Consider the following 24,098-nt stretch of genomic DNA (forward strand, 5'->3'; position numbering starts at 1 on the left):
CGCTGCGCTACGCATCATGGTGAAAGGGAATACATGCTCAATAAAACGATTCCTGTCGGGGTCGATGGCTCGTCTGCCACGATTACGTCTTATGTTTTTGCCCCGACCGAAGATGCTTATGCTCTAAAACCGCTGCCTGCAGTTGTGGTCGTGCCAGGAGGCGGCTACGATCACGTTTCGCCGCGCGAAGGCGAGCCGGTAGCGCTCCGTTTGTTGGCGATGGGCTACCAGGCGTTTGTGCTGAACTACTCGGTTGCTCCGGCTGTCTATCCGCTGGCATTGCAAGAACTCGCGCGGGCGGTCGATACCGTCCGAAGCCATGCGGCAGAGTACTGTGTCGATCCTGATCGGATTACGGTCATGGGTTTTTCGGCCGGTGGGCATCTGGTTGGCTTGCTCGGGGCGCTTTGGGACCAACCTTGGCTTGCAGAGTCGATTGCGGCATCGCCTGAGTCGATTCGGCCTGACACACTTTGCTTGGGCTACCCGGTCGTAAGCTCGGGGGCCTATGCTCATCGTGGTTCATTTGAACACCTAACGGGTGCCGATGGCGCTTTGGCTCAAAAGTTGTCGATCGAGAATATGGTGGGCGAGGGCTTCCCCCGTACGTTCTTGTGGCATACCGCCGAGGATGCATCGGTGCCAGTTCAAAATAGCCTCCTTCTTGCGCAGGTTCTTGCCGACCACGGGATTGGCTTTAGCCTACATGTCTTTCCGCATGGAAAGCATGGGGCATCGCTCGCCACGGCCCTAACGGCATTTAAGGGCTGCGCCGAGCATATTCAGCCACAAGTTCAGGGCTGGCCTGAACAGTTCGTTGCATGGGAGCGTGATGGACGATGAGCGAAAGTATCTATACGCTGCGCGTTTCGAGGGCTGCGGCAGGAGCGTATCCAACGATTTCCGATGCCTTGGCGGCAGCCGATCAGCTCTATCCGGATGCCGAGCAACCGGTGATGATTCGCGTCGATCCGGGCGAGTATCGCGAGCGGGTCGAGATTCATCGCTCGCATGTGACGATTGAGGGAGAGACGGCTGACAGCGTGCGTATCGTGGGCAGCCTGGGTGCCAAGATGCCTTCGGAGGACGGCTCGGGCGTGGACGGCACGCTCGGCACGTTTAGGACCTATACCGTTTTGGTCGATGCCGACGACGTACGGCTCGAGAACCTCACAATCGTCAACGATGCGGGCGATGGGCGCGAGGTCGGTCAGGCGATTGCCCTGTATGCCGATGGCGACCGTCTGGTTGTCGATGCCTGCTGCATTAAGGGGCACCAGGACACACTGTTTTTGGGTCCGCTGCCGCCGCATGAGGCCAAACCGGGCGGATTCATTGGGCCCAAGCAGTTTGCGCCGCGTCGGGTGGGGCGCCAGTATTTTCGACGTTGCCGGATCGAGGGCGATGTCGACTTTATCTTTGGCGGCGCGCGTGCCTACTTTGAGGGGTGCGAGATTCGCTCGCTCAACCGCGATATGGATGTCAACGGGTATGTAACGGCAGCCTCCACGCCTAAAGGCGAGCCGTACGGATTTGTGTTCCACGGTTGTTCGTTTACTGCACCGGATGGCGTGGCGCCGGATTCGGTCTACCTGGGTCGTCCTTGGCGTGAATGGGCGCAAACTGTGCTGATCGATTGCTGGCTGGGGCGACATATCAAGCGCGAAGGCTGGTGGGATTGGAATAAGCCGGCGGCACACAACTGCGTGCAGTATGCTGGCGCGATTCTGCATGGGCCGGCGGGTGATACTACCGGCTGGGTGCCGTGGGCGAATGAACTCGATGTGATGGCTGTCGCCCGGTACGCTCGCGAGCAGGTGCTTGCCGGTGTGGATGGCTGGGATCCCGAGGGCGGCGACGGTGATGCGGTTGAGACGGCTGAACTGTCTGCCAACGGCCGCACCGTGCACATCGAGACGTACTGCGAAGACGAACCTGCGCTGCGTGCCCGGCTGAAGCGCGAGGGGCGTTCGGCTGCTTTTACGGGCAAGACTCCTGCAGATTTTGAGGCATGGAAGATTGCGACCAGGACTCGTCTGTACGATGTTTTGGGCCTTTCGCTTATGGACCGCGTCCCGATTGAGATTCGTGAGCTCAGCCGCGTGCGGGTTGCCGGCGGCATCGTGCGCACCCATGCGATGCTGCAGGTGGAGCGCGACGTTTGGATGCCGTTCTACCTGCTCGAGCCGCAGTCGCCTAAGCTCGATGCGCGCGGCCGCAAGTGCTGCTATATCTGCCCACATGGCCATCAGGGAGCGGGTGCTGCAAGCGTAGCCGGTGTTGCGGGCGTGCCGGCGGTCGATGATGCCGTGCGTAAGTTCAATTACGACTACGGTCTGCGTTTGGCGCGTATGGGTTACGTGACCGTCTGCCCCGACGCACGCGGTTGGGGATACCGTCGTGACTGGAAGGGCCAGGGCGATGACGAGAACAGCTACTTGCGAGGGACGTGCCTAAACCAGGCACGTATGGCCGAGCCACTGGGTCTTACGGTCGCGGGCCTCAACGCCTGCGATAACATGCGTCTGATCGATTACCTAGAGGCGCGCGGCGACATTGCCATGGACGACCTGGGCTGTTTTGGCTTTTCGGGCGGCGGATACATGACGCTGTATCTGGCGGCGCTCGACCCACGCGTATGCAAGACGTTTGTCTCGGGCTACCTGTACGGTGTCGATGATTCGCTGCTGCACCTCAACGGCAATTGCAGCTGCAACTACACACCCGGACTTTGGCGCTTGCTCGACATGGGCGATATTGCCTCGCTTATTGCGCCACGCCCGTTGTTAGTGCAGAGCTGCGAAGAAGATCATCTGAACGGTTCGCGCGGGCTGAAAAATGTCGATGAACAGCTCAAGATCGTGCGCGATGCCTACAAGTTGCTGGGCCGCAGAGATGCTCTGCGGCACGAGGTGTGTCCGGGTGGACACCATCTGGGAGTGACACATCTTGTCGAGGATATCGAATGGCTCGATTCGCACGTTGCGAAATGCGACCGTGCATAGCCCCTCGGCATGCTGCAAATAAACGATACGTACCTGTATGGCCGCCAATGGGCGGATGAGGAGAAGATTATGGAAACGAAGAGCTTGAGTGAATCGACTATTTGCTGCTTTGGCGACTCAACGACCTGGGGCGACAACGGCTGCGGTGGAGGAGGCAACGACATCTCGTGGACCTCGCATCTGGGCGCGTTGCTGGGAGGCGCGGTCATCGAGAACTTTGGCATCAAGGGCTCGCGTATCGCCGTCAAGGCCGACCGCAGCGATTCGTTTGTCGAGCGCCTGGACGGTATCGACGATGCGGCCGATATCTACATTGTCTTTGGCGGCGTCAACGACTTTAGCCGCAACGTGCCGCTTGGCGAGTTGGGCAGTACCGATGTGCATGAGTTCTACGGTGCGCTCGATTACCTGATCCGCACCATCACGGCACGCTCGCCTCGGGCAAAGCTCGTGTTTATGACGCCGTGCAAGACGAGCGGTAAGCACGAGAAGGATATCCCGGCAAGCGATGAGCTCAATCACCTGGGGTTGACGCAGGTCGCCTACGTGCGGGCGATGCTCGAAGTCTGCGACCGTTACTCCGTTCCGGTGATTGACCTGTATGCGCAAAGTGGCATCAGCCCGTTTTTGCCAGAGCACCGCGAGCTTTATATGCCGGACGGTCTGCATTACAGTCCTGCCGGCTATGAGCGCCTGGCGCATCGCATCGCCGCGGGTCTCACCGCCGTTTGCCGCTAAAAGTCTGCCGTTTGCGGGGAATATAGGGTTAACGTTCACCCTATATTCCCCGTTCGCGTTACACTAGGGGTAACGTTCACCTATCGTTTATGTCAGAGGGGACAGCAATGGGTTGCAATCAAATCCTGGACCGTTATATCGAGCAGTTGATCGAAACCTCTACGCCGCAGGCGCCGGCTTGGAATATCGAAAAGATTCGCGCCGGCAAGGAGAACACCTGGAACTATATCGACGGCTGCATGATCAAGGCGCTCATCGAGCTGTATGAGATTACGGGCGAGCAGCGCTACCTGACGTTCGCCGATGACTACATCGATTTCTTTGTCCAGGACGACGGTACCATCAAGCATTACAACCCGCAGGAGTACAACCTCGATAACGTCAATGCGGGCAAGACCCTCTACAAGCTGTATGACCTGGTGGGCAAGCCCAAGTATCGCGCCGCCATGGATACCATCTACCGCCAGCTCGAAACCCAGCCGCGCACCAAAGAGGGCGTGTTTTGGCACAAGGCCGTCTACCCCAACCAGATCTGGCTCGACGGCATGTATATGGCGCAGCCGTTCTACATGCAGTATGAGCTGAGCTTCCACAACCGTCGTGCCTGCTCGGACAGCTTCCATATGTTCCAGGTTGTGCATGACCTGATGCGCAACCCCCTCAACGGTCTGTACTATCACGCTTACGACGCGAGTCGCAAACAGTTCTGGTGCGACCCGGTCACCGGCCTTTCGGCTAACTTCTGGCTGCGCGCCGAGGGCTGGTTCGCCATGGCGCTCATCGACACGTGGGAGCTCATGCCGCCTTCGATGTCAGCCGAGAAGGACGAGATCCGCAAGATGTTCCTCGATCTGATCGACGCCATGCTGCCGTATCAGGACGAGAAGACCGGCATGTGGCACCAGGTCATCAACCTGCCCAATATCGCCCCTAACTACCTAGAGGAGTCGGGCAGCGCCATCTTTGCCAACGCCATCATGAAGGGCGTGCGTCTGGGCGTGCTGGGCGAGCGTTACTATCAGTACGGCCGTCGCGCCTTCGATGGCATCTGCGAAACCTGCCTGTCCGAGTGTGACGGGCAGCTGGCGCTTGACAACATCTGCCTGGTTGCGGGCTTGGGAAACACCGCGCACCGCGAGGGCACGTTTGATTACTACATGAGCGAGCCCGTGGTCAAAAATGATGCAAAGGGTGTGGCGCCGCTGGTGCTTGCCTATATCGAGACCATGCATCACGACAAGCTGGCCGGTAAGCGCGATCCGCTCGCCCCCTCGGGCGTGTGCTCCATCGAGGACCCGTTTGGCGGATACACCCCGGGCATCAACGCTCATAAGGGATGTGAATAACGTGGGGGCTATTACTCCGGGCGTACGTTTGCACGACCTTCCGCAGGGTACCGTCGAGGAACGCATTCGTATGGCGGGAGAGCTGGGCTTTTCGTGCATTCAACTGCCGAGCAAGGTGCTCTACGCATCGATGGGGATCGATCGAGGCGGCCTGACCCGCGAGCTTGCCGACCATTTGCGTGCGGTGCTCGACGAGGCGGGCGTTTCGGTCGCCGTGCTCGGCTGTTATAAGAATCTGGCGACGCCCGATCGACAACAGCTCATGGATAACATTGCCGAGTACGAGGCGTGCTTGAATTTTGCCCAGATGCTCGGCGGATGCCCGGTTGGCACCGAGACCGGTCGTCCCAATGCGCAGAACCGCGTCGCGGACGACCGCATGACCGACGAGGCACTCGATGCGTTTGCAGACGGACTTGCACACGTCTGCGATCGGGCCGAGGCCGTGGGCGGGCAAATACTGATCGAGCCCGGTTGGAACGAGACGGTTAATACGCCGGATCGCTGCCGTGAGGTGCTGGAGCGCGTCTCGAGCCCGTCGCTCGGCGTGATCTACGACCCAGTGTCGCTGCTGCACCCCAGCGTCGTTGACGAAGCGCAGGAAATCACAGCGCGCATGCTCTACTTATGCGGCAGTAAGATCCGCGTGCTGCACGCCAAGGATTTTGAGGTCGTTGATAACGAGGACGAAGCCGGTTGGTGCGACGGTACGGGTTCACGCCTGGTGTGCCACGGCGTGGGCGAGACGGGTCGCTATGACTTTGAGCCCGTGGTGGCCTGGGCTGCCGCCGCCTGCCCTGGGATTCCCTGCGTGGTCGAGAACAGCGTGCCGGCGACGGCGGCTGACTGCCTGGCGACACTCGAGCACATGTCCGCTCGCTGCGGGGCTCCGCATCGCGAGTTATAGCATTGGCTTTTGCCGTGTCGGCAGATTGAGATTACCTGTATGGGGGCGGCGGTGAAGGGTCTTTATCGTCGCCCCATTGGATTGCATTAAAAAGGGGAGTTGCGTGGCTATCCATATTGTCGAAGAGGCGAATCGTTGCCTAGGTTGTAAAAGGGCGTTCTGTCAGGTTAAGGGCTGCCCGGTTCAGACGCCTATTCCGCAGGTCATCGACCTGTTCAAACAGCGTCGTTTAGAAGAAGCGGGCGAGCTGCTGTTCCAGAACAATCCCATGAGCGCGGTCTGCTCCATGGTGTGCAACCATTCGGGCCAGTGCGAGGGTGCTTGCATCCAGGGCCGCAAGGGCACACCTGTGCATTTCTCGAGCATCGAGAACTATATCTCGACAGCGTATTTGGATCGTAAGGAGTGGACGCCCGCGCCGTCGTGCGGCAAACAGGTTGCTGTGGTCGGTTCCGGTCCCGCCGGTATTACCGTGGCCATTAAAATGGCCCAGCTGGGCTGTGCCGTCACGGTATTTGAACAGCGCCCCGAGATCGGCGGGGTGCTGGAATACGGTATCCCCGAGTTCCGCCTGCCCCGTGCGCTCGTGCAAAAGTATCGCCACGTGATGTGCTCGCTCGGCGTGCGTGTGCGCCCTTCGACCACCATCGGCGGCGCGTTGCACATCGATGACCTGCTGCGCGACGGCTACGATGCGGTCTTTGTTGGTACCGGTACCTGGCGAGCTCGAAAGTTGGGTATTCCCGGCGAGTCGCGCGGCAACGTGCTGTTTGGCATCGATTATCTGGTCGATCCCGCGAGCGTGGCAATCGGGCAGAACGTGGCGGTTATCGGCGCCGGCAATGTGGCCATGGATGTTGCCCGTACGGCCCTGCGCTCGGGCGCTCGCAAGGTCACTGTGTATGCCCGCTCGCGCCATATCTCGGCCATCGACGACGAGGTCGAGCTGACCGAGCTTGACGGTGCCGAAATCGTGTGCGGCAAGGCGATTTGTGCCATCGACGATAACGGTCCGGTGTTTGAGACGGCTATCTTTGACGAGGACAACAACGTGGTGGGCTATGAGGAAGAACTCGACCACGTGTCCGCCGACACGGTTGTGATTGCGGCGTCTCAAGTGCCCAAGGACAAGCTCGTGCTTACAACGGGCGGTCTGGAGACCGACCATCGCGGCCTGCTTTCGGTCGACGAGTATGGCATGACTACCGTGCCTGGCGTCTTTGCCGCCGGCGACGTGGTCAACGGCCCGCTCACTGTGGTCCACGCCGTAGCTGGCGCCAAGCTCGCCGTCGAAGGCATGACCACCTACCTGGGCCTCTAACTCCATCCCGCCCATCAGTTGCGGTGAAATACGGACTGTTTTGGCTGTCAAAAGTCTCATCTACTCCGTATTCCACCGCAACTTTTTTGTGAGGGTCGGGATTGAAGGTGGGGAGTACGAGCGAGTGCGGATACGGCAGTTGCTGATACGATAAGTACGTTAGCAACTGCCGCCGAGCGGCTCAAACGAAAGGAAGCCTGTATGGAGTCCTCTGCCTACCCGATGCTCTTTAGCCCGATCAAGGTCGGTACAACCGAGGTCAAGAACCGCGTCTTTATGCCGCCGGTATCCACCAACTTGGCCGATCATGGCTATGTGACCGACGACTTGGTCGATCATTACCGTGCCCGTGCCAAGGGCGGCGTGGGCCTCATCATTACCGAGGTCGTGACGGTCGAGCCCACCTATACCTATCTGCCGGGTGACATGTGCTGCTACGACGACACGTTTATCCCCGGTTGGGAAAAGCTCGCCGCGGCCGTCCACGAGTACGGCTGCAAGATCATGCCGCAGCTCTTCCACCCCGCCTACATGGCCTTTAACATCCCGGGCACGCCGCGCCTGATTGCTCCGTCCTTTGTGGGTCCGTCCTATGCTCGCGAGGCGCCGCGTCCCATCACGGTCGATGAGATTCACGAGCTCACGCATCAGTTTGGCGACGCTGCCGTGCGTATGCAGAAGGCCGGCGTCGATGGCGTCGAGGTCCATGCGGCGCACGCCCACGGCATGCTCGGCGGCTTTTTGACCCCGCTCTACAACAAGCGCACCGATGAGTACGGCGGCTCGCTCGACGCTCGCATGCGCTTCTTGCTCGAGGTCATCGCCGAGATTCGCGAGCGCTGCGGGAAGGACTTTATCATCGACGTCCGCATTTCGGGCGATGAGTACACCGATGGCGGCCTGACCCTCAACGACATGATCTACGTCTCGCGTCGCCTGGAGAAGGCCGGCGTCGACATGATTCACGTGTCGGGCGGCACCACCATCAAGCGCGGCTCTGCGATTCCCGCCGCCGGCACGCAGCAGGCCTCGCATGCCGCCTGCTCGCGCGAGATCAAAAAGCACGTCAACATTCCCGTTGCCACCGTCGGACGCATTAACGAGGCTTGGATCGCCGAGGAGCTGATCGAGGACGGTGCCGCCGACATCTGCATGATGGGCCGCGCCAATCTGTGTGATGCCGAGTTCTGCAACAAGGCCGCTGCCGGCAACGCCGACGATATTCGCCCCTGCATTGGCTGCCTGCGCTGCCTGAACGGCATTATGTTTGGCAAACGCATCTCCTGCACCGTTAATCCGGACGTGGAGCGCGACGAGGCTGGCTACGAGCCTGCCGCTGAGGCCAAGAACGTGCTCGTTGTGGGCGCTGGTCCTGCGGGCATGGAGGCGGCGTTCACTGCCGCCAAGCGCGGCCACAACGTGGTGCTCGTGGACAAGCAGGACGAACCGGGCGGCGAGATGCGTATCGCAGCCGTTCCGCCGGCAAAGCAGGAACTCACCCGTGTGATCAAGTATCAGTATCGCCGTCTTGCTGAGGCGGGCGTGAAGTGCGTATTTGGCACCGAGCTTACTGCCGAGGACATTCAGCGCGACTACGCCGGCTACGAGGTCGTCCTGGCCTATGGCGCCGAGCCCATCGCTCCGGCCTTCATGCAGGGCTTTAAGCAGGTTATGACGGCCGACGACCTGCTGGGTGGCAAGGCTTTCCCGGGCAAGAAGATCGTCATCGTCGGCGGCGGCACCGTCGGCTGCGAGACGGCCGATTACCTGGCCCCGTTGGTCAACGACCTGTCGCCGGCCAACCGCGATGTCACCGTCATCGAGATGACCAAGACGCTCGCCGCCAACGAGGGCGGCGCCGGTCGCGCGGTGCTCATCACGCGCATGCTCTCCAAGGGCGTCCACGTGCTGACCGAGGCCAAGGTGACCGAGATTACCGAGGACACCATCAGCTACGAAAAGGACGGCGAGGTCCACACCATCACCGGTGCCGATACGCTGGTGCTGGCGATGGGCTACCGTCCCAATACCAAGTTGGCCGACGACCTTGCCGCTGCCGGCGTTACCACCCACGTGCTGGGCGATGCCAACAAGTGTGGCAACATTCGCGACGCCATCGGCGATGGCTATAAGGTTGCCTGCGAGCTCTAGTCAACCCCTTGGTGCATGTGAGGCCTATCCCCGCGGCGTCAGTCGGTAGATAGCAAAAAGCGGCGGTCGTCCCGTACATGGGACGACCGCCGCTTGCGTTAGCTGCAATGAGTCGTGCGATTAGAGGCCCAGGATCTCCTTGACCTTGGCGATGATGGCCTCGTCGGTTGCGTTGGCAAAGAAGTACTCCTGGAAGTGTTCGCCGGCAAGTGCGCCCTTCACCAGGTCCTGATCGATCTCGCCCAGAACGTCGACGAGCGGACGCATAGTCACAGCGCGGACGCCGTCGAGGATCTTCTTGTTGCGCTGCTCGGGCTCAACACGCTCGGCAGGATAGCCGTTGCCCGAACCAAAGCCAAAGAGCTTCTCGAAGGTGTACTCGAGGTTGAGCTCCTGGCCCCAGCCGTTCTTAAGGGCGAAGGGCATGGCGACAGCGTTACCGTCGTTGACCTGGGCAAAGGTGTAGGCATCGAGCGGGTCGGCAACATGGCCGCACAGCACGCCGGGGAAGGAGTTGCAGGCGAGCATGGCGCCCTCGCCGGTGCCACAGCCGGTTACGACGTAGTCGGCAGCGCCGGAGTTCAGCAGCACGGCGGCAAGGATGCCGTTCTGCACGTAGGTGAGGGGCTTGGAGTCGGCGTCGGCATACATGCCATAATTAAAGACGGTGTGGCCCATGGGCTCGACAACCTTCTTAAGGGCAGCCTCGATCATAGGGTTCTTGGAGTTCTGAGAGTTTTCGTTGATCAGAGCGATTTTCATTGCGAATTACCTTCCTATTTCTAACTTGCGGTGGAATAGTTCCTATTTATCCTGATAGATGGCCTATACAGGAACTATTTCACCGCAACTATTACATTGGCCTTAATGTGGGCGTGCGGTGAGCGAGCGGGCTTGAGGCGGAGCAGGTTGCCTTGAAAGAGGAGGGAAGCGTACTTGGGTACGCGACCGACGATTGAAAGGCAAGATGCCCGTCTCAAGCCCGCGCAGCGCCTAAGCAGGTTGCTTGCCGATGTAAGCCAGAATGCCGCCGTCGACGTAGAGGATGTGGCCGTTGACGAAGTTCGACGCGTCGGAAGCCAGGAACACGGCGGGGCCCTTCAGGTCCTCGGGCGTGCCCCAACGGGCGGCCGGCGTCTTGGCAATGATGAACTGGTCAAACGGATGGCGGCTTCCGTCAGGCTGCGTCTCGCGCAGCGGCGCGGTCTGCGGCGTGGCGATGTAGCCGGGCCCAATGCCGTTGCACTGGATGTTGGCCTCGCCAAACTCGGAGCAGATGTTCTTGGTGAGCATCTTCAGGCCGCCCTTGGCCGCGGCATAGCCGGCGATGGTCTCGCGACCCAGCTCGCTCATCATCGAGCAGATGTTGATGATCTTGCCGTGGCCCTTGGCGATCATGCCGGGCAGACAGGCCTTGGACACGATAAACGGTGCGTTGAGGTCAATATCGACGACACGACGGAAGTCCTCGGCGCTCATGTCGAGCATCGGGGTGCGCTGAATGACGCCGGCGTTGTTGACCAGGATATCGGGCGTGGTACCAAAGTCGGCCTCGATCTTGGCGATGAGCTCGGCGACGACGGCCTCGTCGGTGACGTCTGCCACGTAACCATGGGCCTCAAAGCCCAGCTCGCGGTAGTGCTTCTCGGCCTCGGCGACCTTGTCGGCGTGACGTGCGTTAAAGGCGATCTTGGCGCCGGCCTCTCCGAGCGCCTCGGCAATGGCCATACCGATGCCATAGGTGGCGCCGGTTACGAGCGCGACCTTGCCATCCAGGCGGAAGCTGTCCATAAGATCAGACATAGCGATCCTTTCAAAAGAAACGTTCATCTATATAAGTCTTGCTTTTCATACAAGGTCAGTATAGGAGAAGAGGGGGAATTAAAAGTCAGATTCTTCTAAAATCAGGTGAACGTTCACTTTTAAAAGGTAAACGGTGATCTCGCCCTTGCCGCGCGGACGTTTATTCGCTCTGTTCCTGCGCGCCCTCCGCAATCATGTTGCGGTTATACACCAGGTGCAGATACATCGCGTCGTGCGCGGCGGTGGGATTGCGCGAGGCGATGGCGTCGGCCACATCGCGGTGCGTGCGGATAGTTTCCTCGACGAGCTTTTTGCCGGTCACGTCGATAAAGAGGGGGACGGATGCCTTGAGCACGCCCATCAGGCGGGGAACGACGAGGTTTCCGGAGCTCTCGGCAATGGCATTGTGGAACGCGGTGTCGGCGGCGGAGTAATCCTCACCGGCCTCGGCCAGGCGCTCGGATTCGTCGCAGAGCTCTTTGATACAGACGACCTGGTCGTTGGTTGCGTGCTCGGCTGCCATGCGTGCAATCTGCGGCTCGATCATAAAGCGCACCTCGAGTAGGTCGCGCGCCAGACGCTGCTTGTCGTCGATAAAGGTAAAGCCCAGCGGGTCGTCGGCAACGCCGGGGTTTGACGCCACATAGGTGCCCGAACCCTGCTTAATGCGCACGATATTGCGCGACTGCAGCAACTTCATGGCCTCGCGCACGGTGCTCCTGCCGGCGCCCAAGCGCTCGACCAGCACGGTTTCCTTGGGCAGGCGATCGCCTTGCTCAAGGTGTTCATCCAGAATTAATTGAATGATTTTCTCCGATATTTGCTCGGGGAGTCCCGATTCGGCGCGGGCCATAGCTATACCTTTCATTACAAAATTCATCTGAGCTATTTTAGCGCACCACGGATACGATATTGGCCGCTGGATTTGAGTCGGGCGGCTTAGATATACCGTTCGCAGCGCAAATACGACCGTTTACCAAATACATCAGATGTATTTCGAACAAATTTCAAAATGAAACATCAGACCTTTCCAAAACACGCTATAGTCATCAGACGAATTCAAAAGGTCTGATGAATTGGAGGAAAGATGTCAGACCCAACGTTTATGGCTGACCCCACCAGGCTGGTCATCGCCGCCATCGTGGGCATCGCGCTGCTGCTTGCGCTCATCATCAAGTTCAAGCTGCACCCCGTGCTGTCGATGATGGTCTCGGCACTCGTGATCGGTATCGGTGCCGGCATGCCGCTCGACATGGTGGCAGACACCGTCACCAAGGGCGTGGGCACCACGCTGCAAAACATCGCCCTGCTCATTGGCTTAGGTTCGATGTTCGGCCAGATTTTGGAGGAGAGCGGCGGCGCCAAGAAGATCGCCCAGACCTTCATTGACACCTTTGGCCAGGGCCACTCCAGCTGGGCGCTGGGCATCACCGGTTTGGTCATCGGCACCACGGTGTTCTTTGAGGCCGGCGTGGTCGTTTTGATCCCGCTTGCCTTTAGTGTGGCGTCGCAGACCAAGAAGTCGACCCTCTACTACGGCATCGCCCTGCTCGCGGGACTGGCGGCTGGCTATGCGTTTGTGCCGCCATCGGCCGGTTCGGTTCTGGTCGCCGGCACGCTCGGTGTCGACCTGGGCACCATGATTCTCGTCGGTATCCCTACCGCCTTCATCGCCATGGCGATCGCCGGCGTCATCTGGGGTCGCAACGTGGGCGGTCGCATCTTTACCGATGTTCCGGAGCACTTTACCTCTGCCGAGGGCGCGAGCGACGAAAAGGAGCTTCCCTCCTTTGGCATGGTGCTTGCCATCGTGCTCACGCCGCTTTGTCTGATTTTGCAGGGCACGCTGTCTTCTTATATCCCCATGCCCGCCGAGCTCGCCTCGATTCTCGCCTTCCTGGGCAAGCCGTTCGTCGCTTTGACGCTCGCCACGCTCGTCGCGATGTATCTGCTGGGCGCACGCCGAGGCTACTCCGGCGCCGAGTTCAAGGCCTTGTTCGACCGCTCTCTTAAGCCCGTCGGCATGATCTTGCTGGTTATCGCCTGTGGCGGCGTCATTCGCTGGATGCTGCAGGACTGCGGCTTGGGCCAGGTTATCGGTCCTATGCTCGAGGCCTCACCGCTGCCTTTGGTGGTCGTCGCCTTCTTGATTGCCGTCATGGTGCGTGCCTCTGTCGGCAGCTCCATCGTCGCTATGACCATGGCATCGGGCATTATGGCCGCCATGCCCGCGGTTGCCGGAGCCTCAGTGCTCATGCGTGCCGCTATCTGTCTTGCTATCTGCGGCGGTGCCACGGCCCTCTCGCACGTCAACGATGCCGGTTTTTGGATGTGCTCCTCGTTCCTGGAGATTGACGAGAAGACCACCCTCAAGTCCTGGACCATTATGGAGACGCTCATCGGCCTTTCGGGTCTTGCCTGCGCCCTGGTGATTTCGTTCTTCGCCTAGTTCGCGTAGCTAAGCATCTTTTGCCGAGTGCATCGCTCGGTACCCATTTACACCTGATTCATTAACCAACGATTGATACAACTGTTCAAATCAAAAGAGGAGAGCATCATGGACGAGAAGACCAAGGCACAGATTCAGCAGGAGGCAGCCGACCTGGTTGCCAAGCTGCAGCCGCGTTCCGGCAAGTTTCGCACCATCAGCCCCGAGATGGACCCGCTGCGTCTGGGCTCTGGCTGGTCCATCGAGGATCTGGACAAGCCGCAGGTCATTATCGAGTCGACGTTCGGCGACTCGCACCCGGGTTCTGCCGGCCTGTTTGAGCTGGTCGAGGAGGTCCGTGCTGGCGTTGCCGAGGCTGGCGGTCACGGTGCCCGTTACTTCTGCACCGATATCTGCGACGGCGAGGCCCAGGGCCACGACGGCATTAACTACTCGCTGCCCAGCCGCGACATGATCGCCAACATGATCGAGATCCATGCCAAGGCCACCCCGTTCGACGCCGGCGTCTTTGTCGCCAGCTGCGATAAGGGCCTGCCTGCGAACCTCATGGCCATGGGCCGCATCAACATCCCCTCCATCGTCGTTACCGGCGGTGTCATGGATGCAGGCCCCGACCTGCTGACCCTGGAGCAGCTTGGCGCGATTTCTGCCCGCTACGAGCGCGGCGAGATCTCTCGCGAGGAGCTTGAGTTTGCCAAGCACAACGCATGCCCCAGCTGCGGCGCCTGCTCGTTTATGGGCACCGCGTCGACCATGCAGGTTACCGCCGAGGCCCTGGGCCTTATGCTCCCCGGCACGGCTCTGCTGCCCGCTACCAGCTCCGACCTGCGTGAGTTTGCGCGCGAGGCCGGCCGCCGGTCCGTGTGGCTCTCCGAGCACAACCTGTGCCCCCGCGACATCGTGACCAAGGAGTCTTTCGAGAACCTCATCATGGTCCACGGCGCCATTTCGGGTTCCACCAACTCGCTGCTGCATATTCCTGCTATCGCCCGCGAGTTTGGCATCGAGATGTCCGCCGACGACTTCGACCGCCTGCACCGTGGCGCCCACTACCTGCTCAACGTTCGCCCCGCAGGCGAGTGGCCGGCGCAGTTCTTCTACTATGCAGGTGGCGTGCCGCGCATCATGGAGGAGATCAAGTCGATGCTCCGCCTCGATGTCATGACCGTCACCGGCAAGACCCTCGGCGAAAACCTCGAGGACCTTAAGAACAACGGTTACTACGAGAAGTGCGGTCGTTACCTTGAGAAGTGGAATCTCAAGCGCGAGGACATCATCCGTCCGTTTGACCAGGCCTTCGGCACCGACGGTTCCATCGCCATCCTCCACGGCAATCTTGCTCCCGAGGGCGCGGTCGTCAAGCACACCGTCGTTCCGCGCGAGATGTTCCAGGCTACGCTCAAGGCCCGTCCGTTCGACTGCGAGGAGGACGCCATTCACGCCGTCCTGACGCACGAGGTCAAGCCCGGCGATGCCGTTATCATTCGCTATGAGGGACCCAAGGGTTCCGGTATGCCTGAGATGTTCTACACCACCGAGGCTATCGCCAGCGATCCCGAGCTGGGTGCGAGCATTGCCCTTATCACCGATGGCCGCTTCTCCGGCGCCTCCAAGGGCCCGGCTATCGGTCACGTTTCGCCCGAGGCTGCCGTGGGCGGCCCGATTGCCCTGATCGAGGAGGGCGACCTTATCCAGATCAACATCCCCGAGCGCTCGCTGTCTATTGTGGGCATCGCCGGCAAGGAGATGGAGCCGGCCGAGGTCGACGCCGTCCTGGCCGAGCGCCGAGCCGCTTGGAAGCCCAAGGCTAATCGCTATACCTCCGGCACGCTCAAGTTCTTTACCGAGCATGCAGTTTCCGCCATTCAGGGTGGCTACATGGAGTAGCGCACGTACGCATCGAATTTCTCCTCTCATAGATGTGCGGCACGAAAAGCTCCGAGCTTGCACGAGCTCGGAGCTTTTTTCGTCTGGATTGGGGACGCATAGCCGGACGTAAACAATTTGCGTCTGGTAATAAGCGTACGAAAGCGCAATTTACGTCTTAATTTCGGACGCAAATCAAGACGAAAACCGTTTACGTCTGCTTTAAATCCGTACGAAAACGGTTTTCGTCTTGCAGGGCAGTTACCGTTTCTACAGTTCAACTTCCAGTTCGGCTTTGTGTTCGTAGAGGTAGTCGCGCATGTAGGGGATGGCAAATGAGACCTTGCCGTACGAAGGAGCCTCGATAATCGATTCTCTTAACAGGCGGCTGCGGACGGAGCTCACCTGTTGAGGCGTTTTGTTTAGGGCATCGGCAACCATGCTGGTCGAGCTCGTCTGCCCCAAAGACGCCATGCTCAGCAGATAAGCGATGCACGTGGGCGGAATGCGCTGCAGCGCGGGCTCAATCACCATGGCGCAGAAGCGTTCGCGTGCCGTTGCAATGCCACGCTCGGCTTCTTCTTCTCCAATAATCGCTGTATGTGCGCGTCTTGCCAACTGCCATGCGTAGTATCCAACGAGTTGGATCATGAAAGGATAGCCTTGCGTTGCCTCGGCAAGTTGGCCGGCAATACCTGGCTGCAACTCCATGCCAGACGCTTCAATGGTTTCCTCGAGGGAGTACGACACTTCGGTTACTGCCACAGCCTTCAGATCAAAGGGGAGGGCACGGCGCAAAAACGTAAGTGTCTTTCCGTTAATGATGCTTTCAATCATCGAAGGCAGCCCAGCAAAAACAAAGGCGATATCAAGGTCTTCGCCGATAACCTGCTGAATCGCAATGGAGAGCGTTCGGACCTCATCGAGCTCTGCGTCTTGAACCTCGTCGAGAGTGATGAGCAGGCCATTTCCATTCTTGGATATTGTCTGTCTCATGGCGTCGCGTAGCGATGGGCCGATTCGCTCAATATCTATGCTGCCGATGGATATGCCAGCTACGGTGGGCTCAAATCTGGCGTGTTTGGCCTGGAATTTGGGCTGCAGCTGTTCGAGAATGCGCTGGCAAAGTCCCTCGGTTGCGACCTCTTTTATGACCGTCCAGCCACGGCTTTGCGCCAAACGTGAGCACTCGTCAAGGAGGACCGTCTTGCCCGTTCCGCGGACGCCGGCTATGCGCATTAGGCGCCCCGGGGCACCAGGCCCGTTGGTGAGGCCTTCACTGAATTCTTCGAGTACATCTTCGCGGCCGATAATCGTGGGAGGTGTTTTACCTGCTGTGGGCTTAAAAGGGTTTGTTTGCATGTGAGCCACCTTTGCTCAAGATATAGCAAGATATAGCAAAGTATAGCAAGATATAGCAACGTATAGCGCTGTTTGCGGGTTCTTACGGCGGTGCTATTTCCCGAATGCCGCGCGCACAAAGCGCTGGGCGAACAGCTTGTTGGCAACTCACGAGGGCTCGGGGTGCCAATTTGGGGTGCAGTAGTGCTGTGCCACGAATAGGGCCTATCTACTACGTTTAAGCCGCAGAGGTCAACCATAGCCGGCTATTTTGAAAATCGATAAGCTCTCTACCAGCGGTTTTGTTTTTGCACTTTTCAGCATGGTCTGGGCTCTCCGCGTTAACGTAGTAGATGGGCCCCTTTTGTGGCAAGGGGCCGACTTGCGGCTCAGGGTAGCCAAAAAAGCCCCGTCCCAAAAAGACTGTTGGAAGTTGCGGTGGAATAGTTCCTGTTTTTGCTGCTGAAGGCTTTGAGCAGGAACTATTCCACCGCAACTTATGAGGGGGCGGGGGATGCGATAGTATTACGTGGTGATATTCGACAAACCGTGGGCTTCATCCGAGGGCTTTATGGAACAACACCAGCATTATCAGAGCCTGCAAGATCAGGCATACAACGCATTGCGCTCCAAGATCATCTATGCCGAGCTTAGGCCCGGCACACGCCTTTCGGCGATTGGTCTGGAAAAGGAGACGGGAATCGGGCGCACGCCCATTCGCGAGTCTTTTGTGCGCTTGCGTGAGCAGGAACTGGTGGAAACGCGTCCCAAAAGCGGCACCTATGTCTCAAAAATCAGCATGGAGCGCGCCGAGAACGCTTGTTTCTTGCGCGAGAAACTCGAGAGAAGCGTGCTCATTAAATGCTGCTCTGCTGCCACGCCCGAGCAAAAGCATCGGCTTGAGCAGATTCTTGCCGAGTCCGAGTCGCTCGACCATAGCGAAACGCGTCGTTTCTTTGACCTGGACAACCTGTTCCATGAGACGTGTTTCGTGATTGCCGGCCGCCATATGCTGTGGGATTGGATGAATAGCATCAATACGCATTTTGAGCGGTATAACTGGCTGCGTATGGTGTCGCAGGATCTGGATTGGGAGCCGATTCGTCGGCAGCATCGCCGAATTCTCGAGGCTATTAAGAGGGGCGATACCGATGCGGCGAGCTATCTGGCCGAGACACACTTGCATCTGATGCCCGAGGAGCAGGGCCCGGTTATTGCCTTGCATCCCGATTATTTTGAGCTGTCCAAAGACTCGGCCATCTAATCAATCCCCATATAAGTTGCGGTGAAATAGGGACTGTTTTGCGGCCTAGGTGGCGCAAACAGTCCCTATTTCACCGCAACTGCGTTGGGGCACATCGGGGCACGAAAAAGCTGCGGCGCCGCTTGGAGGAAAAGACCGGAAGCAAGGGTCCATTCCTCCAGACGGCACCGCAGCTGTTTTGGTGGCTCGGCTTTTGTCGAAGTGGCTTAGTTGAGCGCGACGGCCAGCCGAGTAGGCAAAGCGGCTTGGAGGCGTGTCGCTTCCGTCACGTTCTATCAGCATACAAGACGGTTTTGGTTCTTGTTCGTGACGGAAACGGCGCGCTTCCGAGCCGCTTTAAAAGAAAGGGGGCGAGGTTTAGGGCACGCCCCCCTTTCACGATAGAGAGCTAAACCTAGCCGCGGACCTTCTCGACGACGTCCATGGCCTCGTGGGCGATCTGCTCGACCTTGGAGAAGTCGCCGTCGGCAAACAGGGCCGGCTTGACCATCCAGGTGCCACCGCAGGCGATGATGGCGGAGGAGCTCAGGTACTCCTCGACGTTGGCGGTGCTCACGCCGCCGGTAGGCATAAAGCGGTGACCGACAAACGGAGCGGCGAGGGCCTTGATGGTGTTCAGGCCGCCATACTGGGACGCAGGGAAGAACTTGGTGACCTTGAGGCCCAGGTTCTCGGCTGCGGTAACCTCGGAGGGGGTCACGGTGCCGGGAAGGACGGGCAGGTCGATGTCGATGCAGTGCTTCACGACGTTCTCGTTGTAACCCGGGGAGACGATGAACTTGGCACCGGCGGCGCGGGCCTGCTCAACCTGCTCGACGGTCAGGACAGTGCCGGCGCCAACGCACATCTCGGGCTCGGCCTCGGCCATAGCGGCGATGCACTCGGCGGCGCAGGCGGTGCGGAAGGTGACCTCGGCGGACTTCATGCCAGCTGCCATAAGGGCGTGGGCGAGCGGAGCGGCGTCCTCGACCTTGTCGAGCACAACGACCGGCACGATGCCCAGGGACTCAAGCGTGGTGTAGAACTGATCGAACATGATGTTCCTTTCGATGTGTGGCGCGCATGGGCGCGTGATTGCCAAATGTGCTGGTCAGGAGCCGATTTTGGATTGGTTATCGGAGGCACTGCTTGGGGTTCAAGCAATTCCAAAACCGGCTGCTCGACCAGTCATGTAGGAAATGCCAGGCAAAACCGGAATGGGACTGGTGGTTTTGCCCGGCCGGAGGAATCGGGGAGCGGGCCGCAGGGGTATGGGATTGGAAAGCTGCGGCCCGCGGAATGGAGACGGACTAGCGTGCGACGCGAGTGCCACCGTCGGCGGCTGATGCCACGGCTGCGATCTCGTCTGCGGTCACCAAGTTGGAATCGCCCTTGATGGTGAGCTTGAGGATCGAGGCCGCGATGGCGTAGTTGACGGCAGCCTGCGGGTCAAAGTCGTTGATGAGGGCATGGACGAGGCCGGCGTTGAAAGCGTCGCCGGCGGCAACGCCCTCGAGCACGTGTACATCGTGAGCAGGGGAGAACCAGTGCTCGCCGCTCTCGGCGTCAAAGAGCATGCCCATCCAGATGGAGCGCTCGACGCAGGAGATGTTGCGGACGACCGAGGCGACCTTCTTGCAGCCGTACTCGGCGCAGATCTGACGGGCCATCTCGACGTAGGTGTCACGCTCCTCGATGCCGTGGGCAAGGGAGCCGGAGACGCAAGTCATACCGAGGCCGGCAGGCGCGTCCTCGTCGTTGGCGATGCAGATGTCGACGAGCGGCAGGAGTTCCTTCATGGTGGCCTGCGATTTCTCGGGCGACCACATCTTGCCGCGATAGTTCACGTCGCACACGGTGGTGATGCCCTTGGCGCGGCAGACGGTGAGGGCATCCTTGCAGGCGGCAGCCATCTCATCGGAGACGGCGGGGGTCACGCCGGAGAAATAGAAGACATCGATGCCCTTGAGGATCTCGTCCCAGTTAAAGACGTCGCGCTTGGCCATGTTGATGGCAGAGTACTTGCGGTCGTAGACGCAACCGTTACCGCGCTGCGAGGCGCCGACCTCAAACACATAGGAGCCAAGACGGTCGCCCTGACGCACGACGCGCGTGGTGTCGACGCCGTAGGCCTTCAGCGAACGCAGGGCGCACTCGCCCAGACGGTTGGCCGGGACAACGGAGACGTAAGCGGCCTTGTCGCCCTGGTAGGCCAGGGAAAGCGCAGTGTTGGCCTCGGCGCCGCCGTAGCGGACGTCAAACTCGGTTGCCTGCTCAATACGCAGGTGGTCTTTGGGTGAGAGTCTCATCATGATCTCGCCGAAGGTAAGAACCGTTTTACCCATGGTCGCGCAGCTCCTTTTACTCGTGCGTACACCTTTGATATGGCGTTGGCACGCAGGTGCCAAGACGGTAGGGTGCGTCTTTGCACCTGCGTGCCAACGCTCGCCGAAATCGGTTTACGAAATCGGTTTCGTTTCGAGTTGTAGTATACTCACCTACAGCGTTTTGCAACCGAGATTTTTAAAAAAATGCCTAAAATGGCTCAGATCGCCGACAATTGGGAAACGGGGTGCGTTATGGCGCAGATGAGAATCAAGGACATTGCCGCCGAGGCGGGCGTGAGTCCGGCCACGGTCTCGCGCTACCTCAACAACCGCCCCGGGCAAATGACCGAGGAGACCCGTGCTCGCATCGCGGCAGTTATCGAGCGCACCGGCTATCGCCCACGTGCCGCCGCGCGCAATCTGCGCAGCTCGCGTACGAACCTCATCGGTGTGATTCTGGCTGACATCGCCAACCCGTTCTCGAGCGCCATGCTCGAGGGCCTTTCCGCCAGCGCCGCGGCGCGCGGCTGCTCGCTCATGACGGCCATTAGCGGCAACGACCCCGCTAAGGAAGCGGAGTCGCTCACCAGACTTATCGATGCCGGCGTGGACGGCCTGGTCGTCAACACCTGCGGAGGCAATGACGAGGCGATCGCCGCGGCAGCGGGACGTCTGCCCGTCGTGCTGCTCGACCGCGACGTTGCCGACGGCGGTGTTGACCTGGTGACATCTAACAACCGTGAGCTGGTCGCCGGCTTGGTAGATGCCTTGGCAGCTGCGGGCAGCGAGCGTCTGTGCCTGCTCACCGAGGCAAGTGACGATAGCCCCGTGCGTCGAGAGCGCGCCGAGGCCTTTGCCGACGAGCTTTCGCGCCGCGGCCTTGCGGGCGAGGTCGTCACCCTGGCCGACGGTGGCGCCACGGGCGTCGGTCGCTTGGACGAGACCATCCGCGGCTATGCAGGCAAAAAGCTCGGCCTCATTGCCGTCAACGGCCTGGTTTTCCTGCGTCTGACCGAGGCACTGGCGCAGCTTGGTCCCTCGCTGCCGGCGGGTCTCAAGATCGCAACGTTTGACGACTATCCCTGGAATCACGTGCTCTTTGGCGGCGTGACCACGGCCGCGCAAGACACCCTTACCATCGCCGAGCGCGTGGTCGAGCGCCTGTCCGAGCGCATCGACGTTGTTACCACTACTGTGGGCGAGGCCGCAAAGCTGACGCCCAAACGCATCGAGATCCCCGGCCACATCGAACACCGCGCATCGACCTCGCGCTAACCGCTCGTTCGCAACGGCCTGTTCGCGCACGTTTTTTGAGCGCTTGATACGCTTTAACCCTGCGGAAACATTTTTCTGCGATAGTATCTGCGATATAGACCAGTCGAAACCCGCCCGAAAGAAAGGGGAGCGACATGAACCAGCAGAACATCGATTACGTACTCCGTTCCGTAGAGCAGCGTGACATCCGCTTTGTGCGTCTGTGGTTTGTCGACATTCTCGGCCGCCTCAAGAACTTTGCCATTAGCCCCGAGGACCTCGAAGTCGCTTTTGAGGAGGGTATTGGCTTTGACGGCTCGGCCATCGAGGGCTTTGCCACGCCCGAGGAAGCCGACATGCTCGCATTCCCCGATGCTTCGACCTTCCAGATTCTGCCGTGGCGCCCGAGCCACAACGGCGTCGCCCGCGTGTTCTGCGACGTGTGCACCCCCGACCGCAAGCCCTTCGCCGGCGATCCGCGCGATGCGTTGCGCCGCATGTTCCGCAAGGCCGAGAAGGCTGGCTACCTGCTCAACGTGGGCGCCGAGCTGGAGTATTGCTACTTCCCCGACGAGCACACGCCCGAGCCGCTCGACAACGTGGGCTACTTCGATCTTTCGGTGAGCGATGCCGCCCGCGACCTGCGCCGCAACACGGTTCTCACGCTCGAGAAGATGTCCGTGCCCGTGGAGTACACCTTCCACGCTGCCGGCCGCTCGCAGCACGGCATGAGCCTGCGCCACGCCGAGGCCCTGAGCATGTCCGACGCCATCACCACGGCCAAACTAATCATTAAGCAGCAGGCCTACGAGAGCGGTTGCCACGCCTCCTTTATGCCCAAGCCGTTGGCGGGCGAGGACGGCAGCGCTATGTTCCTGTGCCAGTCGCTATTCGACCACGACGGCAACAACGTCTTTTGGGGCGAGGACGACGAGAAGTACCACCTCTCCGATATCGCCAAGCACTACATGGCCGGCATCCTGGCGCATGCCCGCGAGATTAGCGCCATCACCAACCCCACGGTCAACTCGTACAAGCGCATCACCACGGGCGGCGACTCCGTGCCGCAGTACGCCACGTGGGGCCTGCGCAACCGCGCGAGCATGGTCCGCATCCCGGTCTACAAGCCCGGCAAGCAGCTGTCCACGCGCATCGAGCTGCGCAGTCCCGATCCCATGGCCAATCCGTACCTGGTCAACGCCGTCACGCTGGCGGCTGGTCTGGACGGCATCGAGCGCAAGCTGGAGCTCCCGCCCGAGGCAACGGCCGAGACGCTCAAGCTCACCGACCGCCAGATGGTCGAGGCCGGCTACACGCCGCTGCCGCGTTCGCTCAAAGAGGCGCTCGACGTGTTTGAGGACTCGCAGTTTATGAAGGATGCCCTCGGCGAGCATATCCACAGCTTCTTCCTCAAAAAGAAGCGCGACGAGTGGCATAAGTTTGAGTCTACGATCACCGAGTGGGAGATCAAGCACTACCTGGCGAACTCCTAATCGCGCTGACTTGTTCCAGTACGATTGAGCTCATTTCCTTGGAGGCCGATATGTCCGAAAAGAGTGCCCTGTTCATGGCGCGCACGACGCGCTTCCACGAGCTTGCCCGCAGCTTGACGACCACCCTGGGTGTCGAGGTGAGCCTGGCCACCCCCGATTCGCCGACAGCGGCGCACGACTTTGACCTGCTGATCCTCGATTCCGATGGCATCCGCAGCGACCGCATCGATCAGATTGCCAAATGGCTCGACGACCGCGGCGGTGTCCCCATGTTGGTGATCGTCGACGACGAGGCGCTCGGTACCCTGCGTCTGCCCAATCACGCGCATGCCGACTTTGTATGCCCCACGGCGACGCCCAACGAACTCAAGGCTCGCGCGCAGCGCCTGATGGGCGAGGAGGAGACCGTCGCCGCCGACGATGTGCTCAACATCGATAACCTCGAGATCAACCTGGCTACCTACCAGGTGACGCTCGATAACGAGCCCATCGACCTGACGCTGATGGAGTACTCGCTGCTGAGCTTTTTGGCGACGCACCCCAACCGCGCCTACAGCCGCGAGGTGCTGCTGCACCGCGTATGGGGCTTTGAGTACTGCGGCGGCACGCGCACCGTCGACGTGCACATCCGACGCATCCGCTCCAAGGTGGGCCCGCAGATTGCGGCACATATCACCACCGTCCGCGGCGTGGGCTATCTGTTTAAGGACTAGCTTTCCACCACAAAGGGGACAGTGAACTGCCTCCCATTTCTTGGACATCGGGAAATGGGAGGTTTGGAGTGGGTATGATGAATTGGACACCTAGTTAAGAGCGAAAGGTGTTCAAGATGGCCCAAAGAAGAAAGCGATACG

General features: G+C 60.0%; 19 protein-coding genes. 13 read left to right on the plus strand and 6 right to left on the minus strand.

Annotated features, from left to right (window positions below; genetic code table 11):
* Nucleotides 1-33 precede the first annotated feature (33 nt).
* From I4W07_RS07240 to I4W07_RS07270, 7 genes are all read left to right on the plus strand, one after another.
* Nucleotides 34-843, plus strand: coding sequence for an alpha/beta hydrolase (locus I4W07_RS07240; RefSeq protein WP_196026113.1), 810 nt, complete (start codon nt 34-36; stop codon nt 841-843).
* Entirely contained in the window at nt 840-3,005 is a 2,166-nt protein-coding gene (locus I4W07_RS07245) for a pectinesterase family protein (RefSeq protein ID WP_196026115.1), read from the plus strand. The genes I4W07_RS07240 and I4W07_RS07245 overlap by 4 nt, the downstream gene beginning before the upstream one ends.
* A 69-nt stretch (nt 3,006-3,074) precedes the next feature.
* Nucleotides 3,075-3,743, plus strand: coding sequence for an SGNH/GDSL hydrolase family protein (locus tag I4W07_RS07250; protein ID WP_230317544.1), 669 nt, complete (start codon nt 3,075-3,077; stop codon nt 3,741-3,743).
* A 107-nt stretch (nt 3,744-3,850) separates the two neighbouring features.
* The gene (locus I4W07_RS07255; protein WP_230317545.1) at nt 3,851-5,089 is read left to right on the plus strand and encodes a glycoside hydrolase family 88/105 protein; all 1,239 of its coding nucleotides are present in this window, start codon (nt 3,851-3,853) and stop codon (nt 5,087-5,089) included.
* 1 nt (nt 5,090) lies between these two features.
* On the plus strand, nt 5,091-5,996 hold the full coding sequence (locus I4W07_RS07260) for a sugar phosphate isomerase/epimerase family protein (protein WP_138114071.1): 906 nt from the start codon (nt 5,091-5,093) through the stop codon (nt 5,994-5,996).
* Between the two features lie 103 nt (nt 5,997-6,099).
* Nucleotides 6,100-7,317 (plus strand): FAD-dependent oxidoreductase, encoded by a 1,218-nt coding sequence (locus tag I4W07_RS07265; protein WP_196026119.1) that lies wholly within the window; start codon nt 6,100-6,102, stop codon nt 7,315-7,317.
* A gap of 201 nt (nt 7,318-7,518) precedes the next feature.
* Complete coding sequence (locus I4W07_RS07270; protein WP_196026121.1) at nt 7,519-9,468, plus strand: NAD(P)/FAD-dependent oxidoreductase; 1,950 nt, start codon at nt 7,519-7,521, stop codon at nt 9,466-9,468.
* 120 nt (nt 9,469-9,588) lie between these two features.
* On the opposite strand, the gene I4W07_RS07275 is transcribed toward I4W07_RS07270, so the two are convergent.
* The 3 genes from I4W07_RS07275 to I4W07_RS07285 all read right to left on the minus strand — a co-directional run bounded on the left by I4W07_RS07275 (nt 9,589) and on the right by I4W07_RS07285 (nt 12,124).
* Nucleotides 9,589-10,230, minus strand: a complete 642-nt coding sequence (locus I4W07_RS07275) for an RpiB/LacA/LacB family sugar-phosphate isomerase (RefSeq protein WP_055309683.1) — start codon at nt 10,228-10,230, stop codon at nt 9,589-9,591.
* Between the two features lie 231 nt (nt 10,231-10,461).
* The gene (locus I4W07_RS07280) at nt 10,462-11,271 is read right to left on the minus strand and encodes a gluconate 5-dehydrogenase (protein ID WP_196026123.1); all 810 of its coding nucleotides are present in this window, start codon (nt 11,269-11,271) and stop codon (nt 10,462-10,464) included.
* A 160-nt stretch (nt 11,272-11,431) separates the two neighbouring features.
* Nucleotides 11,432-12,124, minus strand: a complete 693-nt coding sequence (locus tag I4W07_RS07285; protein WP_230317547.1) for a FadR/GntR family transcriptional regulator — start codon at nt 12,122-12,124, stop codon at nt 11,432-11,434.
* A gap of 234 nt (nt 12,125-12,358) precedes the next feature.
* On the opposite strand from I4W07_RS07285, the gene I4W07_RS07290 reads away from it, so the two are divergent.
* The gene (locus tag I4W07_RS07290) at nt 12,359-13,720 is read left to right on the plus strand and encodes a GntP family permease (RefSeq protein ID WP_196026126.1); all 1,362 of its coding nucleotides are present in this window, start codon (nt 12,359-12,361) and stop codon (nt 13,718-13,720) included.
* A 108-nt stretch (nt 13,721-13,828) separates the two neighbouring features.
* Nucleotides 13,829-15,607: a dihydroxy-acid dehydratase gene (gene ilvD, locus I4W07_RS07295; RefSeq protein WP_230317548.1), complete on the plus strand. Its 1,779-nt coding sequence runs from the start codon at nt 13,829-13,831 to the stop codon at nt 15,605-15,607.
* 249 nt (nt 15,608-15,856) lie between these two features.
* Here ilvD and I4W07_RS07300 read toward each other — a convergent pair whose 3' ends face one another.
* Nucleotides 15,857-16,948, minus strand: coding sequence for an ATP-binding protein (locus tag I4W07_RS07300; RefSeq protein WP_195246053.1), 1,092 nt, complete (start codon nt 16,946-16,948; stop codon nt 15,857-15,859).
* 550 nt (nt 16,949-17,498) lie between these two features.
* Here I4W07_RS07300 and I4W07_RS07305 point away from each other — a divergent pair.
* Entirely contained in the window at nt 17,499-18,191 is a 693-nt protein-coding gene (locus I4W07_RS07305) for a GntR family transcriptional regulator (RefSeq protein ID WP_196026128.1), read from the plus strand.
* Nucleotides 18,192-18,585: 394 nt separating this feature from the next.
* Here I4W07_RS07305 and eda read toward each other — a convergent pair whose 3' ends face one another.
* Nucleotides 18,586-19,227 carry a bifunctional 4-hydroxy-2-oxoglutarate aldolase/2-dehydro-3-deoxy-phosphogluconate aldolase gene (eda, locus tag I4W07_RS07310; RefSeq protein WP_196026130.1) on the minus strand — a complete coding sequence of 214 codons (642 nt, stop codon included), beginning with the start codon at nt 19,225-19,227 and terminating at the stop codon, nt 18,586-18,588.
* 253 nt (nt 19,228-19,480) lie between these two features.
* A complete protein-coding gene (locus I4W07_RS07315) occupies nt 19,481-20,515 on the minus strand; it encodes a sugar kinase (RefSeq protein WP_196026132.1) in 1,035 nt (344 codons plus the stop codon).
* A gap of 234 nt (nt 20,516-20,749) precedes the next feature.
* Here I4W07_RS07315 and I4W07_RS07320 point away from each other — a divergent pair, with 234 nt between their 5' ends.
* The 3 genes from I4W07_RS07320 (at nt 20,750) to I4W07_RS07330 (ending at nt 23,957) form a co-directional block, all read left to right on the plus strand.
* Nucleotides 20,750-21,772: a LacI family DNA-binding transcriptional regulator gene (locus I4W07_RS07320; protein ID WP_196026134.1), complete on the plus strand. Its 1,023-nt coding sequence runs from the start codon at nt 20,750-20,752 to the stop codon at nt 21,770-21,772.
* 134 nt (nt 21,773-21,906) lie between these two features.
* Entirely contained in the window at nt 21,907-23,244 is a 1,338-nt protein-coding gene (locus I4W07_RS07325; RefSeq protein ID WP_196026135.1) for a glutamine synthetase family protein, read from the plus strand.
* Between the two features lie 50 nt (nt 23,245-23,294).
* A complete protein-coding gene (locus tag I4W07_RS07330; RefSeq protein ID WP_196026137.1) occupies nt 23,295-23,957 on the plus strand; it encodes a response regulator transcription factor in 663 nt (220 codons plus the stop codon).
* Nucleotides 23,958-24,098 lie beyond the last annotated feature (141 nt).

Source organism: Collinsella aerofaciens (assembly GCF_015670745.1).
Taxonomy (GTDB): domain Bacteria; phylum Actinomycetota; class Coriobacteriia; order Coriobacteriales; family Coriobacteriaceae; genus Collinsella; species Collinsella aerofaciens_T.

Bases quoted from the DNA above. Each gene is read 5' to 3' on its own strand.
- I4W07_RS07240 (WP_196026113.1), top strand. From the start codon at position 34: ATGCTCAATAAAACGATTCCTGTCGGGGTCGATGGCTCGTCTGCCACG.
- I4W07_RS07245 (WP_196026115.1), top strand. From the start codon at position 840: ATGAGCGAAAGTATCTATACGCTGCGCGTTTCGAGGGCTGCGGCAGGA.
- I4W07_RS07250 (WP_230317544.1), top strand. From the start codon at position 3,075: ATGGAAACGAAGAGCTTGAGTGAATCGACTATTTGCTGCTTTGGCGAC.
- I4W07_RS07255 (WP_230317545.1), top strand. From the start codon at position 3,851: ATGGGTTGCAATCAAATCCTGGACCGTTATATCGAGCAGTTGATCGAA.
- I4W07_RS07270 (WP_196026121.1), top strand. From the start codon at position 7,519: ATGGAGTCCTCTGCCTACCCGATGCTCTTTAGCCCGATCAAGGTCGGT.
- I4W07_RS07275 (WP_055309683.1), bottom strand. From the start codon at position 10,230: ATGAAAATCGCTCTGATCAACGAAAACTCTCAGAACTCCAAGAACCCT.
- I4W07_RS07280 (WP_196026123.1), bottom strand. From the start codon at position 11,271: ATGTCTGATCTTATGGACAGCTTCCGCCTGGATGGCAAGGTCGCGCTC.
- I4W07_RS07285 (WP_230317547.1), bottom strand. From the start codon at position 12,124: ATGGCCCGCGCCGAATCGGGACTCCCCGAGCAAATATCGGAGAAAATC.
- I4W07_RS07290 (WP_196026126.1), top strand. From the start codon at position 12,359: ATGTCAGACCCAACGTTTATGGCTGACCCCACCAGGCTGGTCATCGCC.
- ilvD (WP_230317548.1), top strand. From the start codon at position 13,829: ATGGACGAGAAGACCAAGGCACAGATTCAGCAGGAGGCAGCCGACCTG.
- I4W07_RS07300 (WP_195246053.1), bottom strand. From the start codon at position 16,948: ATGCAAACAAACCCTTTTAAGCCCACAGCAGGTAAAACACCTCCCACG.
- I4W07_RS07305 (WP_196026128.1), top strand. From the start codon at position 17,499: ATGGAACAACACCAGCATTATCAGAGCCTGCAAGATCAGGCATACAAC.
- eda (WP_196026130.1), bottom strand. From the start codon at position 19,227: ATGTTCGATCAGTTCTACACCACGCTTGAGTCCCTGGGCATCGTGCCG.
- I4W07_RS07315 (WP_196026132.1), bottom strand. From the start codon at position 20,515: ATGGGTAAAACGGTTCTTACCTTCGGCGAGATCATGATGAGACTCTCA.
- I4W07_RS07320 (WP_196026134.1), top strand. From the start codon at position 20,750: ATGGCGCAGATGAGAATCAAGGACATTGCCGCCGAGGCGGGCGTGAGT.
- I4W07_RS07325 (WP_196026135.1), top strand. From the start codon at position 21,907: ATGAACCAGCAGAACATCGATTACGTACTCCGTTCCGTAGAGCAGCGT.
- I4W07_RS07330 (WP_196026137.1), top strand. From the start codon at position 23,295: ATGTCCGAAAAGAGTGCCCTGTTCATGGCGCGCACGACGCGCTTCCAC.